General features: G+C 63.2%; 8 protein-coding genes. 1 reads left to right on the top strand and 7 read right to left on the bottom strand.

Annotation, left to right across the window (positions count from 1 at the left end):
• Positions 1-164: 164 nt before the first annotated feature.
• The 7 genes from rpoC to ABEA23_RS01800 form a co-directional block, all read right to left on the bottom strand.
• Positions 165-4148: a DNA-directed RNA polymerase subunit beta' gene (gene rpoC, locus ABEA23_RS01770; RefSeq protein WP_345476386.1), complete on the bottom strand. Its 3984-nt coding sequence runs from the start codon at positions 4146-4148 to the stop codon at positions 165-167.
• A gap of 127 nt (positions 4149-4275) precedes the next feature.
• Complete coding sequence (rpoB, locus tag ABEA23_RS01775) at positions 4276-7800, bottom strand: DNA-directed RNA polymerase subunit beta (protein WP_345476387.1); 3525 nt, start codon at positions 7798-7800, stop codon at positions 4276-4278.
• A 200-nt stretch (positions 7801-8000) separates the two neighbouring features.
• A complete protein-coding gene (locus ABEA23_RS01780) occupies positions 8001-10022 on the bottom strand; it encodes an ABC transporter ATP-binding protein (RefSeq protein ID WP_345476388.1) in 2022 nt (673 codons plus the stop codon).
• On the bottom strand, positions 10019-11185 hold the full coding sequence (locus ABEA23_RS01785; RefSeq protein WP_345476389.1) for an ABC transporter permease: 1167 nt from the start codon (positions 11183-11185) through the stop codon (positions 10019-10021). The genes ABEA23_RS01780 and ABEA23_RS01785 overlap by 4 nt, the downstream gene beginning before the upstream one ends.
• The gene (locus ABEA23_RS01790; RefSeq protein WP_044493853.1) at positions 11182-12186 is read right to left on the bottom strand and encodes an ABC transporter permease; all 1005 of its coding nucleotides are present in this window, start codon (positions 12184-12186) and stop codon (positions 11182-11184) included. The genes ABEA23_RS01785 and ABEA23_RS01790 overlap by 4 nt, the downstream gene beginning before the upstream one ends.
• A gap of 69 nt (positions 12187-12255) precedes the next feature.
• Positions 12256-14364: an ABC transporter substrate-binding protein gene (locus tag ABEA23_RS01795; RefSeq protein WP_345476390.1), complete on the bottom strand. Its 2109-nt coding sequence runs from the start codon at positions 14362-14364 to the stop codon at positions 12256-12258.
• A gap of 172 nt (positions 14365-14536) precedes the next feature.
• Complete coding sequence (locus ABEA23_RS01800) at positions 14537-16159, bottom strand: HAD-IA family hydrolase (protein WP_345476391.1); 1623 nt, start codon at positions 16157-16159, stop codon at positions 14537-14539.
• 244 nt (positions 16160-16403) lie between these two features.
• Here ABEA23_RS01800 and ABEA23_RS01805 point away from each other — a divergent pair, with 244 nt between their 5' ends.
• Positions 16404-17456, top strand: a complete 1053-nt coding sequence (locus ABEA23_RS01805) for a LacI family DNA-binding transcriptional regulator (protein ID WP_345476392.1) — start codon at positions 16404-16406, stop codon at positions 17454-17456.
• The last annotated feature ends 72 nt before the right edge of the window (positions 17457-17528 follow it).

The raw sequence follows: 17528 nt of genomic DNA on the forward strand, positions 1-17528 counted from the left end.
AGGCGTGCAAAAATGTGGCATTCGTTGCGCAACTTCCCCGCAACCCGGACAGAGTCCTTTGCCACACAGAAACAATCAAGTCAACGATACCAGGTCGTGTCGTCACATGCGAAAACGCCGGGCTCCCTGAAGGGAACCCGGCGTTTTCGATCAGCTCGTCAGCGTCAGCGGAAATCTACATCAGTGCTGTAGTCCTCGAGCGGAATCGCATGGAACTCGCTCTCGCCTTCAGCGCCTGCGTAGTCGAAGCTGGAACCGTAGAGGCTCGGGCCGGTGAACAGATTGGCCTTAGCTTCTTCGGTGGGCTCCACGTCGGTCTGGGTATACCGATCCAGGCCGGTACCGGCCGGGATGAGCTTACCGATGATCACGTTCTCCTTCAGGCCCAGCAGCGGATCGGACTTACCTTCCATTGCCGCCTGGGTGAGCACGCGGGTGGTCTCCTGGAAGGAGGCCGCCGAGAGCCAGGAGTCGGTGGCCAGCGAAGCCTTGGTGATGCCCATGAGCTCATCACGACCGGAAGCCGGACGATGACCCTGCTCGAAGGCCTTCTTGTTGGCCTGCTGGAATCGGAAGCGATCAGCCAGCTCACCGGGCAGCAGGTCGGTCTCACCGGACTCGATGACGGTGATGCGACGCAGCATCTGCCGGACAATGACCTCCACGTGCTTGTCGTGGATGTCCACGCCCTGCGACTGGTACACCTCCTGAACCTCTGCCACCAGGAACTTCTGAGCAGCCCGGGGACCGAGCACACGCAGCACCTGCTTGGGATCAACCGAACCGTGGATCAGCTGGGTGCCGACCTCCACATGAGCGGTCTGGTCCTGGTTCTGGCCCAGGTCCACCAGCAGCTTGGCGCGGCGCAGGATCGGGTAGACCTGCTCCTCCGAGCCGTCATCGGGAGTCAGCACCAGGCGAGCCTGCTTGTCATCCTCCTCGTAGCGCAGCCGTCCGGAGGACTCAGCGATCGGAGCCACACCCTTAGGAGTGCGAGCCTCGAAGAGCTCCTGGATACGCGGCAGACCCTGGGTGATGTCATCAGCCGAAGCCACACCACCGGAGTGGAAGGTACGCATGGTCAGCTGAGTACCGGGCTCACCGATGGACTGTGCAGCGATGATGCCCACGGCCTCGCCCACGTCCACCCGGTGGCCAGCAGCCATCGAGCGGCCGTAGCAGGCAGCACAGGTGCCGACGGCGGACTCACAGGTCAGCACGGAACGGACCTTGATGGTCTTCACACCGGCGGAGTACAGCTTCTGGATGAGCACATCGCCCACCTCGGAGCCGGCCTCAGCCAGCACGTTACCCTCGGCGTCGGCCACGTCTTCAGCCAGAGTGCGCGAGTAGGCGGAAGTCTCCACCATCTTGTGCAGCTCAGTCTCAGTGCTGCCGTCCAGCAGGTCGGTGACGTACTTGCGGCCGGACTTGACCAGCACGTCCTGCTGTCCCTCAGCGTCGTGGCTGTGGCCCGCAGGCTGAGCGATCGGCACAGTGAGACCGCGGGTGGTGCCGCAGTCCTCGTCGCGCACGATCACGTCCTGGGAGACATCCACCAGACGACGGGTCAGGTAACCGGAGTTCGCAGTCTTCAGCGCGGTATCCGCCAGACCCTTACGGGCACCGTGGGTCGCGATGAAGTACTCAAGAACCGACAGGCCCTCACGGTAGGAGGACTTGATCGGGCGAGGGATGATCTCACCCTTCGGGTTCGTCACCAGTCCACGGATACCAGCGATCTGACGTACCTGGTGCCAGTTACCACGAGCTCCGGAGGAGACCATGCGGTTAATGGTGTTCAGGGAGTCCAGACCGTTGATCATGGCTTCCTGGATCTCGGCAGTTGCCTTGTTCCAGATCTCCTGCAGCTCAGTGGTGCGCTCATCGCGATCCATCAGGCCCATACCGTAGTCGGCTTCGACCTTGGCCACCTGGGCCTCGTAGCCCTCCATCATCTCTGCCTTGTCGAAGTCAGAGGTGATATCGGAGATGGCCACGGTCACGCCCGAACGGGTGGACCAGTAGAAGCCGGCGTCCTTGAGGTTATCCAGGGTCTGGGCAACCACCACGGTGGAGTAGCGCTCGGAGAGATCATTGATCATCTGGCCCAGCTGCTTCTTATCCGCCTGCTTGTCCTGCCACGGGTAGTCAGCAGGAAGCAGCTCGTTGAAGAGCACCTTGCCCAGGGTGGTCTCGATCAGTGCAGTCTGACCGGGCTCCCAGCCCTCCGGTGCAGCAACCTCATCACCTGGCACGAAGCCTTCGACGGCGATCTTCACCGGGGCGTTGATGTGCAGCGCCTTCAGATCGAAGGCCATCTGCGCCTCACCGACAGTGGAGAACACGCGGCCGGCGCCCTCAGCGTCCTCGCGAACGGTGGTGAGGTGGTGCAGACCGATGATCATGTCCTGAGTCGGCAGTGCCACAGGGCGACCGTCAGAGGGCTTGAGGATGTTGTTGGAGGAGAGCATCAGCACGCGTGCCTCAGCCTGAGCCTCGGGGCCCAGCGGCAGGTGAACTGCCATCTGGTCGCCGTCGAAGTCAGCGTTGAACGCGGCACAAACCAGCGGGTGCAGCTGCAGGGCCTTGCCCTCAACCAGCTGCGGCTCGAAGGCCTGAATGCCCAGACGGTGCAGGGTAGGTGCACGGTTGAGCAGCACCGGGTGCTCGGTGATGACCTCTTCGAGCACGTCCCACACCTGGGAGCGCTGGCGCTCCACCATCCGCTTGGCGGACTTGATGTTCTGGGCGTGGTTGAGGTCCACCAGGCGCTTCATCACGAAGGGCTTGAAGAGCTCCAGCGCCATCTGCTTGGGCAGACCGCACTCGTGCAGCTTCAGCTGCGGGCCCACCACGATGACCGAACGGCCCGAGTAGTCCACGCGCTTACCCAGCAGGTTCTGACGGAAGCGGCCCTGCTTGCCCTTGAGCATGTCAGACAGCGACTTCAGCGGACGGTTGCCCGGTCCGGTGACCGGACGGCCGCGGCGACCGTTGTCGAACAGGGAGTCAACCGACTCCTGCAGCATGCGCTTCTCGTTGTTGATGATGATCTCGGGTGCACCAAGATCCAGCAGGCGCTTGAGACGATTGTTGCGGTTGATCACACGACGGTAGAGGTCGTTGAGATCCGAGGTCGCAAAGCGTCCGCCGTCGAGCTGCACCATGGGGCGGATCTCCGGCGGGATCACCGGAACAGCCTCGAGCACCATGCCGGTGGGCGACTGGCCGTTGACCAGGAACGCGTTGAGCACCTTCAGGCGCTTCAGGGCACGAGTCTTGCGCTGACCCTTGCCGGTGGCAATGGTCTCGCGCAGGCGCTCAGCCTCAGCCTCCATATCGAAGGTCTCCAGGCGGCGGCGGATAGCCTCAGCACCCATGTAGCCCTCGAAGTACTCGCCGTACTTGGCGCGCATCTCACGGAACAGGGTCTCGTCGCCTTCGAGGTCTGCGACCTTCAGGTTCTTGAACCGGTCCCAGACCTTCTGGATCTGTTCGATCTCGGCATCGGAGCGCTTGCGCAGCTGCGCCATCTGCTTCTCTTTGCCTTCGCGGAACTTCTTCTTCTCCGCAGCCTTGGCGCCCTCGGACTCGAGCTCGGCCAGGCCGTCCTCGAGTTCCTTGGCCACAGCAGCGATATCAGAGTCGCGCTGATCCTGCAGGTGACGGATCTCCTGATCCACCTCGGCCTGCAGGTTCGGCAGGTCCTGGTGGCGGCGATCATCATCCACATTGGTGATCATGTAGGCAGCGAAGTAGATGACCTTCTCCAGGTCCTTCGGCGCCAGGTCCAGCAGGTAGCCCAGACGGGAGGGCACACCCTTGAAGTACCAGATATGAGTCACAGGAGCGGCCAGCTCGATGTGGCCCATACGCTCGCGACGCACCTTGGAGCGGGTCACCTCAACGCCGCAGCGCTCACAGGTGATGCCCTTGAAGCGCACGCGCTTGTACTTACCGCAGTAGCATTCCCAGTCCCGGGAGGGGCCGAAGATCTTCTCGCAGAAGAGGCCGTCCTTCTCAGGCTTCAGTGTGCGGTAGTTGATGGTCTCGGGCTTCTTCACCTCGCCGTGGGACCACCGCAGGATGTCGTCGGTGGAGGCCAGCCCGATGCGCATCGTGTCGAATGAGGATTCAGTGGACATAGTCCGTATCTCTCTTTTCTCTTGCAAAGATTCGTAAGCGTTTTAGAGCGTCAGTGTCCGGGTCCGGGTCCGCGCTTTGAGCTGCTGCTCCAAGCGCGGACCCGTAAACGACCGGACGGTGAGAGGATCAGACCTCTTCGACTGAGCTGGGCTCCGCGCGGGAAAGGTCGATGCCGAGCTCCTCTGCCGCACTGAAGCCGGAGTCATCACTGTCAGCGTCGCGCATCTCGAATGCGTGACCCTGATCGTTGAGGACCTCGACGTTCAGGCAGAGGGACTGCATCTCCTTGATCAGAACCTTGAACGACTCGGGCACACCCGGCTCGGGGATGTCCTCGCCCTTGACGATCGCCTCGTAGACCTTCACACGACCGTGAATGTCATCGGACTTGATGGTCAACAGCTCCTGCAGGGTGTAGGCGGAGCCGTAGGCCTCCAGGGCCCACACTTCCATCTCACCGAAGCGCTGGCCGCCGAACTGCGCCTTACCGCCCAGCGGCTGCTGGGTGATCATGGAGTACGGGCCGGTGGAGCGGGCGTGGATCTTGTCATCCACCAGGTGGTGCAGCTTCAGGATGTACATGTAGCCCACTGACACCGGCTCTGGGAACGGCTCGCCGGAGCGACCGTCGAAGAGCTGCGCCTTACCGGAGGGCTGAACCATCTTGTCGCCGTCGCGGTTGGGGTTGATGGACTCCAGAATGCCGGTGAGCTCACGAGGCTCGGCACCGTCGAACACCGGGGTGGCGACCTTGGTGGGGCCGGTCTCACGCGGGAGGTTCGGCAGGTTCTTGACCCACTCCGGCTCACCCTCGATCTTCCAGCCCTGCTTCGCGGCCCAGCCCAGGTGGATCTCCATGACCTGACCGATGTTCATACGGCCGGGAACGCCCATCGGGTTGAGCACGACGTCGACCGGGGTACCGTCGGGCAGGAAGGGCATGTCCTCGACCGGAAGGATCTTGGAGATGACGCCCTTGTTGCCGTGACGGCCGGCGAGCTTATCGCCGTCGGTGATCTTGCGCTTCTGTGCCACGTAGACACGCACCACCTGGTTGACGCCCGGGGGAAGGTCGTGGCCTTCCTCAGCGTCGAGCACGCGCACGCCGATGACAGTGCCGGACTCGCCGTGGGGCACCTTCAGGGAGGTGTCACGGACTTCGCGGGACTTCTCGCCGAAGATGGCGCGCAGCAGGCGCTCCTCGGGGGTCAGCTCGGTCTCGCCCTTGGGGGTGACGCGGCCGACCAGGATGTCTCCTGCCTCGACCTCAGCACCGACGTGGATGATGCCGCGCTCATCAAGCTGAGCAAGCATCTCCTCGGAGACGTTCGGGATGTCCCGGGTGATCTCCTCGGCGCCCAGCTTGGTGTCGCGGGCATCGACCTCGTGCTCCTCGATGTGGATCGAGGTCAGGACATCGTCCTGCACCAGGCGCTGGGACAGGATGATGGCGTCCTCGAAGTTGTGACCCTCCCAGGACATGAAGGCCACCAGCAGGTTCTTGCCCAGTGCCAGCTCGCCGGCCTCGGTGGAGGGACCGTCGGCGATGATGGACTGGTACTCGACCCGGTCGCCTTCGGTCACGCGCACACGCTGGTTGTAGGCGTTGCCCTGGTTGGAGCGCTGGAACTTCATGATCGGGTAGTGCGTCTGGGTGCCGTCGTCGTTGAGGACGGTGACCAGATCAGCAGCGACGCTGGTGACCACACCGGCCTTCTGAGCGGTGACGGAGTCGCCGGCGTCAACCGCCACGAACTTCTCCATACCGGTACCGACCAGCGGGGACTCGGACTCCAGCAGCGGCACAGCCTGGCGCTGCATGTTGGCGCCCATGAGCGCGCGGTTGGCGTCGTCGTGCTCCAGGAACGGAATCAGGGCGGTTGCCACAGACACCATCTGGCGCGGGGAGACGTCCATGTAGTCGATGTCAGCAGGAGCCACCAGAACCGGCTCACCCTGCTCACCGCCGGAGGCGTCAGCGCGGCCACGGCAGAGCACAGCTTCTTCAGCGAAGGAGCCGTCCTCATTCAGCGGCGCGTTGGCCTGGGCGATCTGGGCCACCAGCTCATCATCAGCGGTCAGGTACTCGATCTGGTCGGTGACCTTGCCGTGGACCACCTTGCGGTAGGGGGTCTCGATGAAGCCGAAGTTGTTGATGCGTCCGTAAGTCGCCAGCGAGCCGATCAGACCGATGTTCGGGCCTTCAGGAGTTTCGATGGGGCACATACGGCCGTAGTGCGACGGGTGAACGTCACGGACCTCCATGCCGGCGCGGTCACGGGAGAGACCGCCGGGGCCCAGTGCGGACAGACGACGCTTGTGGGTCAGGCCCGCCAGCGGGTTGTTCTGGTCCATGAACTGGGACAGCTGGGAGGTGCCGAAGAACTCCTTGATGGAGGCCACCACGGGGCGGATGTTGATCAGCGTCTGCGGGGTGATCGCTTCAACGTCCTGGGTGGTCATCCGCTCGCGGACAACGCGCTCCATGCGGGACAGGCCGGTGCGGACCTGGTTCTCGATGAGCTCGCCGACGGCGCGGATGCGACGGTTGCCGAAGTGGTCGATGTCATCAACGGTGACCGGCAGCTCCACCTCTTCGCTGTCGCGGATGCCCTTGATAGTGGGGGCACCAGCGTGCAGAGCGCACAGGTAGTGGATCATCGCCACGATGTCATCTTCAGTGAGCACCGAGGCGTCAGCGTCGCTGAAGTCCTTGTCCACGCCCAGCTTGCGGTTGAGCTTGTAACGGCCCACCTTTGCCAGGTCGTAGCGCTTGGGGGTGAAGTAGAGGGACTCCAGCAGGGAGCGGCCAGCCTCGACAGTCGGCGGCTCGCCCGGACGCAGCTTGCGGTAGATGTCCAGCAGGGCGTCTTCCTGGCCTTCGAAGGTGTCCTTCTCCAGGGTGGCGCGGATGGAGTCGTAATCACCGAACTCCTCCACAATGCGGGACTCAGTCCAGCCCAGCGCCTTCAGCAGTGCGGTGACCGGCTGCTTGCGCTTACGGTCCAGACGCACACCGACCTGATCGCGCTTGTCGATCTCCAGCTCAAACCACGCGCCGCGGGAGGGGATGACTTTGGCGGTGTAGATGTCCTTGTCGCTGGTCTTGTCCTGAGAGCGCTCAAAGTAAGCGCCCGGGGAGCGGACCAGCTGGGAGACGACCACACGCTCGGTGCCGTTGATGATGAACGTGCCGCGATCGGTCATGAGCGGGAAGTCGCCCATGAACACGGTCTGCTGCTTGATCTCACCGGTGTTGTGGTTCATGAACTCGGCCTTGACGTACAGCGGGGCCGAGTAGGTGGTGTCGTGGTCTTTGCACTCCTCCACCGTCATCTTGGGGTCAGCGAACTCCGGATCGGAGAAGCTCAGGGACATGGTGCCCTGGAAGTCTTCGATCGGGGACATCTCCTCGAAGATGTCAGCCAGACCCGAGGTGTCGGAGACTCCCTTGATGCCCTTCTGACGGGCGTCTTCGACACGAGCGGCCCAGCGCTCATTGCCGACCAGCCGGTCAAAGGACTCGATCTGCAGAGCCAGGAGCTCCGGGACATCGAGGGGTTCGTGGATCTTTGCGAATGAGAGTCGGCCAGCGTATCCAGCGGTACGGGCCGAGGCAGCGGTTTGATTTGAGGTGCTCGAGGCGACCAAGAGGGATCCTTCCACAGACCTGTCGTATTCCGTGTCTTAGCGTCACAGAGAGATGCCCACCGCTATATGAAGGCATGACAAATGGAGACGACGCGAAGTTACAGGATATAGGAAAGAAGAGGGCACGCGCAAGTGCACGGCAAATGGGCCCTAAAGAACGGGCGCGCACCACACATTAGCACTAAGCACGACGACGTTGCTCACCGCGCCACGCCGGCAAGTTCAAGCTCCTCGGCAAAGTGACACGCCGCTTGCCGGCCACCATCCAGGGAGCGAAGCTCAGGTGTCTTTTCGGCACAGATGTCCTGGGCGAATCGGCAGCGGTTCCGGAAGGGACAGCCGCTGGGCCGCTGGGCCGGATCGGGCAGTTCCCCGGAGATCTCCACCTTGGCGCGAGCCCGCTGCCGCACCGGATCAGGGATCGGAACCGCGGAGAGGAGAGTTTCGGTGTAGGGGTGCCGCGGGCGGGAGAACAGTGCTGCTGTCGGTGCGGTTTCCACCAGACGTCCCAAGTACATCACCGCCACCCGGTCTGCCAGATGCTCAACGGTGGAGAGATCATGGGAGATGAACAGGTAGCTCAGTCCCCGCTGTTCCTGCAGCCTGGCAAGCAGGTCGAGGATCTGGGCCCGGACCGAGACATCCAGCGCTGAGACTGCTTCATCAGCAACAAGGACCTGCGGATCGGTAGCGATGGCGCGGGCAATGCCGATGCGCTGGCGCTGACCTCCGGAGAAGGCATGCGGGTAGCGCTCCAGATGCTCAGGCTCCAGACCCACCAACTCCAGCAGTTCCACCAGCTGACGGCGATCAACCTTCTGTGACACCGCTCCGCGCTGATACCGCAGCGGTTCGCTGAGGATGTCATGCACGGTCATCCGGGGATTCAGCGAGGCGAAGGGATCCTGGAACACCATGCGCATCTGCTGCCGGTAGTCCCCCAGCATCCGCTCCGGCGCCGTGGCCACATCAGCCTTCTCCCCCGCATCGGTGAGATTCTCCAGGATCTGACCTGAATTCGGCTTCTCCACGCGCAACAGACTTTTCGCCAGCGTGGACTTCCCGCATCCAGACTCGCCCACCAGGCCCAAGGTCTCGCCCGGGAAGATATCGAGGCTCACGCCGTCTACGGCGTGGAGCTGATTGCGCTTCATGCCCAACAGTCCGGACTTCAGGGTAAAGCTGCGCGTCAGATCCCGGACCTGGATCAGCGGCTCCGGCGCAGCGGGACCTTCCTGGTCTCCGCCGGAGGAGTGGGCAAGGGTCGACGACGGCGTGGAGCCGACCTCTGGGATGGGGGTCCGGGCAGTTGTGGAGCGCAGCGCTGGCGTGGCCTCGAGCAGCATCCGGGTATAGGCGTGCTGCGGCTGTGCGAAGAGGTCGAAGACCGGCTGAGATTCCACCACTTCCCCGCGGCGCATCACCGAGACCTGATCCGCCATCTCCGCAACGACTCCGAGGTCATGGGTGATGAACAGAATGGCCATTTCACGCTCGGCTTGGATATCCCTGAGCAGCCCGAGGATCTGCGCCTGCGTGGTGACGTCCAGGGCCGTGGTCGGCTCATCAGCAATCAGCAGTCGGGGCTCGCCGGCGAGGGCGATAGCGATCATCGCCCGCTGCCGCATGCCGCCGGAGAGTTCAAAGGGGTAGGCCTTGGCGCGTAGTTCAGGCCGCGGAATGCGCACATCGCGCAGCGCCTCCACCGCGGCTTCCCAGGCCGGTTTCTTATCCAACCCGCGGTGAAGCCGCATGGCTTCGGCAATCTGGGCGCCAACTGTGTGCATGGGTGAAAGGCTGCGGGCGGGCTCCTGGAAGATCATCCCGATCTCACCACCGCGGATATGCCGCATGCGCCGCCCGCGTGCCTTGAGGTCGGCAAGATCCAGGATCTGCCCGTCGGACTGGCTGAAGAGCACCTGTCCGGAGGTGATGCGCCCCGGCGGGTCCAGCAGTCCCAACGCCGCCCGTGCCGTCTGCGATTTGCCAGAACCCGACTCGCCCACAAGGGCGTGTATCTCCCCGGCGGCAATGTTCAAGTTGGCGCCGCGGACCGCGGTGACCAGTCCTTCATCAGTAGGGAACTCCACGGTGAGTCCGTTGACCTGAAGCAGTGCCGGTTCGGCTAAGGCGGTGGTCGCCGTCGTTGCGGGGTGTCCCTGCAGCGGTTCGGTCATCGGATCGACTCCTGGGCTGGTGCTCTCATGGTGCGGGGTGCTCACTTGGCTCCCTCATACGGGTCTGCAGCGTCGCGAAGGCCATCGCCGAGGAAATTCAGGGCGAGGGTGGAGATCACCACAGCTGCTGAGGGAACGATCAGCAGCCAGGGTGCCGTGATGACGCTGCGAATATTCTGTGCTTCCTGGAGCAGCACGCCCCAGGAGACGATTGGCGGTTGGAGCCCAAGCCCGAGGAAGCTCAGGGAGGTCTCGGCAAGGATCATGGCAGGAACAGCCAAGGTGACCGAGGCGATGATGTGGCTGGTCAGGCTGGGCAGGATATGCCGCCGGATGACCCTGGCTCTGCTGGCTCCATCCAGTCGGGCGGCCACCACATAGTCCTCGCTGCGCAGGGTGAGGACTCTGCCTCGGACCTCCCTGGACAGTGAGGTCCAACCGATCAGCGACAGCAGCACGGTAATGGCGAAGTAGATGGTCAGCGGCCCCCAATCACGGGGCAGGGCTGCCGCCAATGCCATCCACAGCGGAAGAGTGGGCAGGGACATGAAGACTTCGGTGATCCGCTGGATCACCGCATCAATGGGCCCCCTGAAGAATCCGGCCAGGGCACCCAGAGTGATGCCGATGATCAGGGAGAGGACTACACCGATGAGTCCGATGGACATGGAGATCTGGGTGCCGTAGATGGCCCGGGAGAAGATATCCCGGCCATTGGCATCGGCCCCGAAGAGGTAGAACGGAGCATCGGGCTCAAGAGGTGCAAAGACTTTGCGGTCAGTCTCGAAAAGGCCCAAGAACCGGTATTCGTGACCGGAGGGGACGAAGAACCCGAGTTTATGCAGTTCATCAGGATTCTCGGTGTAGTACCGATTCCAAGAGACCTCGTCGAACTCCTGGGTGTATCCGTGGACGTAGAGGCCGAGCCCGCGTCCGTCTCCGGGATCGGTGACAGTGATGGACTGCGGCGGAGCATAGGGATAGTCAGGGTTGTAATCGGCCGCCGGACGCGGTGCTAGAACATCGGCGAAAATCGCAATGAGATAGACGGCGATAATGATCCACAGTGAGACCACGGCCAGCTTGTGGCGCTTAAAGCGCCGCCAGATCAGGGACCGCGAGGAGCGCTTGCCGTCGTCGGCTGGTTCGGCTGAGCTGGGGCCCTGGTCCTTGGGCTGCTCGGGGATAGTTCCTTCCAAGGTGGTCACTGCGCGGCTCCTGAATGCTGTCGGCGGACTCGCGGATCGGCCCATGCCAGGACCAGGTCAGAAATGACGGTGCCGATAACAGTCAAGACCCCCAAGATCAGTAGGAAGCTGCCGGCCAGGTACATGTCCTGATTGCGCAGCGCTCCCAGCAGCACCGGGCCGGTGGTGGGCAGAGAGAGCACCGAAGAGACGATGACCTCACCGGAGATCACCGAGGGGATCGCGTACCCCACCGTGGAGATGAAGGGGTTCATAGCGGCTCGCACCGGGTAGCGCATCAGCAGCACATTCTCGCGCTGGCCCCGAGCCCGGGCCGCCACCACATAGGGCTGGGTGAGCTCATCGGCGAGATTGGCGCGGGTAATACGTATCAGCCCGGCGGTACCTGCTGTGGCGATGATCAGTGCGGGCACTATCAAGTTCCTGATCAGATCCAGGGCCTTGGCAGGGGACCATTCGGCCTCCACATAGTCCGGACTGAACAACCCACCGACGCTCATGCCGAAGTACTTGAATGCGATGTACATGAACACCAGCGCCAGCACGAAGTTCGGCACTGAGAGTCCGATGAACCCTAAAAAGGTGAAGAAATAGTCACCGATGGAGTAGCGCTTGACGGCGGTGTAGATGCCGATGGCGAAGGCGATGATCCAGGTCAGCAGCAGGGCGCCCCCGGCAAGGAGCAGCGTAAATGGCAGGTGCTCCAGGATCACGTCAGTTGCCGGGCGGTTCCAGCGGAAGGAGTACCCGAAGTCACCGCGCAGCAGAATGCCGCTGATCCAGGCCCAGTACTGGGCGTACCAGGGTTGGTCCAGCGCGTATCTTTCACGCAGCACCGATACCTGCTCCGCGTTGAGACGCCGGCCTTCCATCTCCATATTGGCCATCAGGACGGAGACGAAGTCCCCCGGAGGCGCCTGGATGATGAAGAAGCAGACCAGCGAGATCAGCCATATGGTCAGTAGCGACCAGCCGATGCGGCGGATCATGTAGGTCAGCATCGTCGTCTCAGGTCCTCCGGGGGATGGTGTCAGTGATGAATCGGCAGCTGTCAGTTCGCGCCGCCGGGACTACTCGGGCAGGTCTTCGCCCTCGTACTCGTCTACGTACTCCTGGGCGTCTTCCTCGTCATCGGCCACGGCCTCATCCGGGTTCTCCCACCACCACAGTGCGGGGTACGAAGGGCCGGGGTTCTGGTAGGCGCTGGCTTCGAAGAGTTCATGCGGTGCGTTGCGCAGATCATTGGCGACGACGCCGGCCCGGTTGGGGCTTGTGGAGACACCGATAGTCCAGAACGCCTCAGCAGAGACATCCAGCAGCTCGTGCATGAGTTCCGCCTGGCGTTCCTGGTCAGCGGTCACCAGGATCTCGTCGTAGATTTCCCATTGGCGCCATGCCGGGGAGTCCTCCGGCGGTGCTTCACCGGCGTCCTCGCCGTCGAGGTAGTACGAACCCCAGGACCAGGCGTATGCGCCGGAGTCGCCGTAGGGCATATACCAGTGCGGACGCAGGATGGCGTCCTGCAGGCCGGCTGAGCCGTCACGGACATAGACATCGAATTCGCCGGCGTCGCGACGCTCATTACGCAGGTCACGGTCCATCGACTGGATCTCCATGGTGATGCCCACCTCTGCCCAGTGGCCCTGAGCAAGCTCCAGGACGCGGGCATGTTCTACGGAACGGTCGGTGGCCACATCAACAGCGAAGGTGAATGGTGTGCCGTCTGGGCCGAGGCGGCGGCCGTCGTCGTCCTTATCGGGGAGCACCTCGTCGAGGTACTCAGCAGCCAGGTCCAGATCGAAGTCCAGGTACTGGGTGGCGAGTTCCTCGTGGTAGTACGGGGAGCCTTCACGCGGGGCAGCCTGTGCTGGTTCCCCCTGGCCGAAGTAGACCAGCTCGATGATCTCGTCGCGATTCAGCGCGTGGCTCAGACCAGCCTTGAAGTTCAGGTCGGTGAAGACTTCGCGCATCTGCTCATCCGGGTGGATGTGGTTGAAGTTGAACAGCAGGGTGTTCATATCCGTGGAGGTGACATCAATCAGGCTGAAGTCATATTCGTCCATGGACTCCGCCAGCAGCGGGCGGAAGTCGTGATCGAAGTGACGGTCCTGATAGGAGATGTTTCCGGCTGCTGCGCGGAAGGCGATGACTTCGGCGGAATCGAAGACGTCGAAGACCAGGCGGTCGATATAGGGCAGCTGGTTGCCGTCCTCATCAACCTTCCAGTAGTAGGGGTTGCGCACTGCGGTGACGCGGGTGCCCTCATAGGCGGGATTCTCGATGATCCACGGGTTGAGCTGGGGCAGCTCGGGGTTCATCCACCGGGAGTCGAAACCGGTGCCCAGGGTGACCCAGCCCTTGGCGGTGAACATATCCGCCCAGTCCTCGTAACCCTCCTCTTCGGCCATCTGCTCGGCATCAGAGTTGTAGTCAGCGTGGAACTGCTCCAGGTAGTGGCGTGGGAAGCGGTGGAACTTTCCATCCTCTTCTGCGCGGGCCAGCTGCATGAGGAACAAGCCATGCGGGGCCTGGAACTTCAGCTCCACAGTGTGCTCATCAATGGCGGTGACCTCAGGCCAGTTGCCTTCCGGGTCCATGAGGTACTCAGTGGGCCCCGGGGTGAGGGCCTCATTCATGAGCACATCCTGGTAACCGAAGACAATGTCATCAGAGGTGAAAGGCTCCCCGTCAGACCAGCGGATGCCCTCCTGCAGGTGGAAGGTATAGGTGGTGGCGTCTTCAGAGACCTCCCACTGACGTGCCACACCGGGGGTCAGCTCCGAAGACCAGTCACCATCCCAGCGCACCATGGGCTCATAGGCAGCGTAACGGCGGATGAGAGAGTCATCGTCGTTGCCGTTCATGGCCATCTGCAGCTCGCCGCCGTACTGGCCCACACCATCCTTGCCGATCAGGGTCACCGCCTCGGCCGGCATACGGTCCTGCAGTTCAGGGAGCTCCCCGGCCTCGACACGCTCGGCGAGCTGCGGGGACTCTGCAGTGGGGGCAGTGAGCTGGTCTGCCAGGGCCGGTGATCCGTTGGCCATGCCGGTGTCGATATGGCCGGTGCTGCTGTTGTCCTCGGTGGGCTCTGACGCTGCCGGGGCGGTTGCCCCGCAGGATGTCAGCGCCAGTGCCGCGACCGTCAGCGCTGTGGCTGCCGATGCTGCATATCGCATAGTGATGCCTCTCAAGTGTGGTGTGCCAGTGGTGAACGAACAGGCCCAAGGGCTTCTGGATCGCTCCAGTTGTCACGCTAGGGACGCTGAGTAATCTCTCGGTGAACTCTCCGGTGACTTACGGGGAAGAATTCTGCGGAATTCACTGGATCGTTCCAGTGACCGACGGCGCTCAGTTCAGCAGTGCCAGGATCTGCCCGGGATGATCCACTACTGATGTAGCCCATCCGGTCTCCAGCGCCTGCTGCAGCTCTGCGTCGGTGCCGGAACCGCCGCGGGTAAGGATGCGGCGACCGATCCCCACCTGCTGAGCCCCCATGGCGTCGTTAAAGGGCTTATCGCCCACCATCACGGCTTCTTCGGGGGCCACTGAGGCCATGCGCAGGGCGTAGCGGAAGATGTCCGGGTGGGGTTTCTTCAGCCCGAGTTCATCGGAGCAGACCCAGCCGGCCACCAGGTGATCCAGCCCGTATCCGGCGATGATGCTGCGGACCCCGCGGCCGCAGATGGTGTTGGAGACGATGATCACCGGGATGCCAGCCTCTTTGCAGTGCAGCAGGAGATCCCGGATGCCTTCGCGCTCGCGCTTATGAGATTTGGAGCGGTAGAGCGGCATCTGCAGCGACTCGGCCTCGGCGAGCAGCACCTCGGTCTGCTGCGGGGTCACCGACTCCTTGGTGAACTCGCCCCAGTAAAGCCGCGGGGTGACTTCCTTGTAGGTGCCCTGTGCTTCCTGCGCGTCTTTATATTCCTTGTACCGCTGATGTGCAGCCTCAATGATCTCCAGCCCGCGGCCTTCCGCCACGGGGCATCCGGCGCGCAGCAGCGCCTGCTCAACTGCCTCGGCGGCTTCTGCGAAGGGCTGCTGCGGCTTGACGGTATCGGAAATGACCCCGCCGTGGTCCAGCAGCAGGGCTCGCACCGGCACGGCACCGGAGCTGGCAGCAGTTCCGGCGGCGTCATCCTGATCCACTGCGGGGTCAGATTCAGCCGCGAGGACTTCCGCCGGCTCAGTGGCCTGCAGCAGCTGGAGGAGCTCGGCGGGGTTGTCGACGACGGCCTCGGCCGTATCGTCAATGGGGAACGGCGGGTTATCGGTGTGCTGAGAACGCGTGAGGATCACCGCTCCCACTCCGGCGCGTCGGCCGGCCACCAGATCGCGGTCCATAGTGTCGCCCACATACCAGGCGTCTTTGAGGTCGACCCCGAGCCCACGGGCAGCCCGACCCAACATGTCTGGGTGCGGCTTGCGAATTCCGGCCTCATCCGAATAGATCTGAGTCCCGAACACGCCGTCGAGCCCCAGCGCGGTCAACAGTCGGCGGTGGCTGCGTCCGGAGTGCGCATTGGAGACGATGCCTAAGGCAATGCCGTTCTGCTGCGCGTAGCTGATGAGCTCCGGCACGCCGTCGCGCAGGTTGTGGTCAGTCAGCGCAGTGGACATCTCATCCAGCAGCTCGGCACCCCAGCCGGTCAGCAGCGCCCGGGCCGGATCCTCCAGGTCGCTGAAGTAGAAGTCGCCGATGATCTCTGCCACGGTGAGCTCACGGGGTTCCCGGCGCCGCGAGGAGGAGTGCTTCCAGTGCTTCAGTCCCGCAGCACCGGCGGCCAGGCACTGCTCCAGCCGTTCTGCGGCCACTGGCGCCCCGGCCTCTTCGAGCCGATGGGACAGGGCCTGCGCGAACTCGCGGCGACCCTCGGGACGCTTTGCCGTCAGGATGATCACTCCCCCGAAGTCCAGCAGCAGGGCACGGGGAGTCCTGCGCAGAGCAGCAGGCAGGGAGGTGAGCGTCATGAGGATCCTCTCGGTGGAATGTGATTCGCGGGGCTGAACGCCCTAAGGAGCTGGAACGTTTCAGCAAGGCCCGGTGTCCGAAAGTACGAACACCCGGTGACGCGTTGGAGTACCGAAGGTAAACAGCTCTGGAACGTTCCACGACAATTCGCTGGAACGCGCCAGTTTCGAGCCCGCGCGCACTTCAGCCGCCATACGCTGAACCTGAATCGCTCGCTTTTCTTACTAAGAGGTTCGCCCCACGATGACTGGACTCCGCTCTGCCCCTGAAAAGGTGCCTGCCCGCCGTCGCTCTGGCCGAGCGCCCACGATCCATGACGTGGCCCTGGCTGCGGGGGTATCGAAGTCAGCGGTCTCCCTGGCCATTCGCAATCAGCGCGGCGTCTCAGAAGCTACCCGCGAGCACATCCTCTCGGTGGCTCAGGAGCTGGGTTACCGGTCCAATGTGTGGGCCCGTTCCCTGGTGCAGGGACGAACCGGGCTGGTGGGGGTGCTGCTTCAAGATCTGGGCAATAGCTACCACCGCGACCTCACCTTCGGCGTCGAAGACACCGCCGTGGAGAATGACCTACGCCTAGTGATCGCCCACGGACGCCGCGATCCTCACCGCATGCAGGCGGAGCTGGATTCGCTCCTGGCCTTGGGTGTGGAAGGAGTGGTGATTGTGTCCTCCTGGGTGCCTCCCCAGTCCCTGGAGCGAATCGGCAGACGGGTGCCGCTGGTGGTAGTAGGCCGCCTGCCTGAGCGGGTCAGCGGAATCGACACCGTAGCCAACCACGATGAGCTCGGGGCGAAGCTCGCCGTGGAGCATCTGGTGAGCCTGGGGCATACCCGCATTGCCCATCTGACGGGTTCCTCTCGTCCGGCTGCGATGCACCGCAGGCAGGCTTTCTCCGAGATCGTGCGGAACCTGCTGCCCGGTATAGAGCCGCAGATCGAAGGACCTGAGCATCTCGACGCCGCTATCAAGTACCTCATCTTTCAGCTCCAGGAAGAGACTTCAGCCCCCACGGCGGTGTTTACCCAGAACGACAGGATCGCCGCTGACCTCGTGGGGGCGTGTCTGGATGCTGGATTGCGTATCCCCGAGCAGCTCAGCGTGGTCGGCTATGACAATTCCAGCGTGTGCAGAATGCTCCGCCCGCAGCTGACCAGCGTGGATCAGCCTCGCACTGAGATGGGGCGGATGGCTTTGGAGATGCTGCTGGAGAGGATCGGCGGCCGGATAGAGGATCGGCACATCACCATTGCGCCGTCCCTGGAGGTCCGGGCCTCCACCGCTGCACCACGCAATTGATGCTTCTCCAGCCAGGGCGCATGTGTGGCTCGCAGATGGGAGGCCTATGTGCCGCAGGCAGTGTAAGCTGCC

It is taken from the genome of Nesterenkonia rhizosphaerae (genome assembly GCF_039544555.1).
Taxonomy (GTDB): Bacteria; Actinomycetota; Actinomycetes; order Actinomycetales; family Micrococcaceae; genus Nesterenkonia; species Nesterenkonia rhizosphaerae.

Coding starts and splice junctions, on each gene's coding strand:
- rpoC (WP_345476386.1), bottom strand. CDS start 4,148: ATGTCCACTGAATCCTCATTCGACACGATGCGCATCGGGCTGGCCTCC.
- ABEA23_RS01790 (WP_044493853.1), bottom strand. CDS start 12,186: ATGCTGACCTACATGATCCGCCGCATCGGCTGGTCGCTACTGACCATA.
- ABEA23_RS01795 (WP_345476390.1), bottom strand. CDS start 14,364: ATGCGATATGCAGCATCGGCAGCCACAGCGCTGACGGTCGCGGCACTG.
- ABEA23_RS01800 (WP_345476391.1), bottom strand. CDS start 16,159: ATGACGCTCACCTCCCTGCCTGCTGCTCTGCGCAGGACTCCCCGTGCC.
- ABEA23_RS01805 (WP_345476392.1), top strand. CDS start 16,404: ATGACTGGACTCCGCTCTGCCCCTGAAAAGGTGCCTGCCCGCCGTCGC.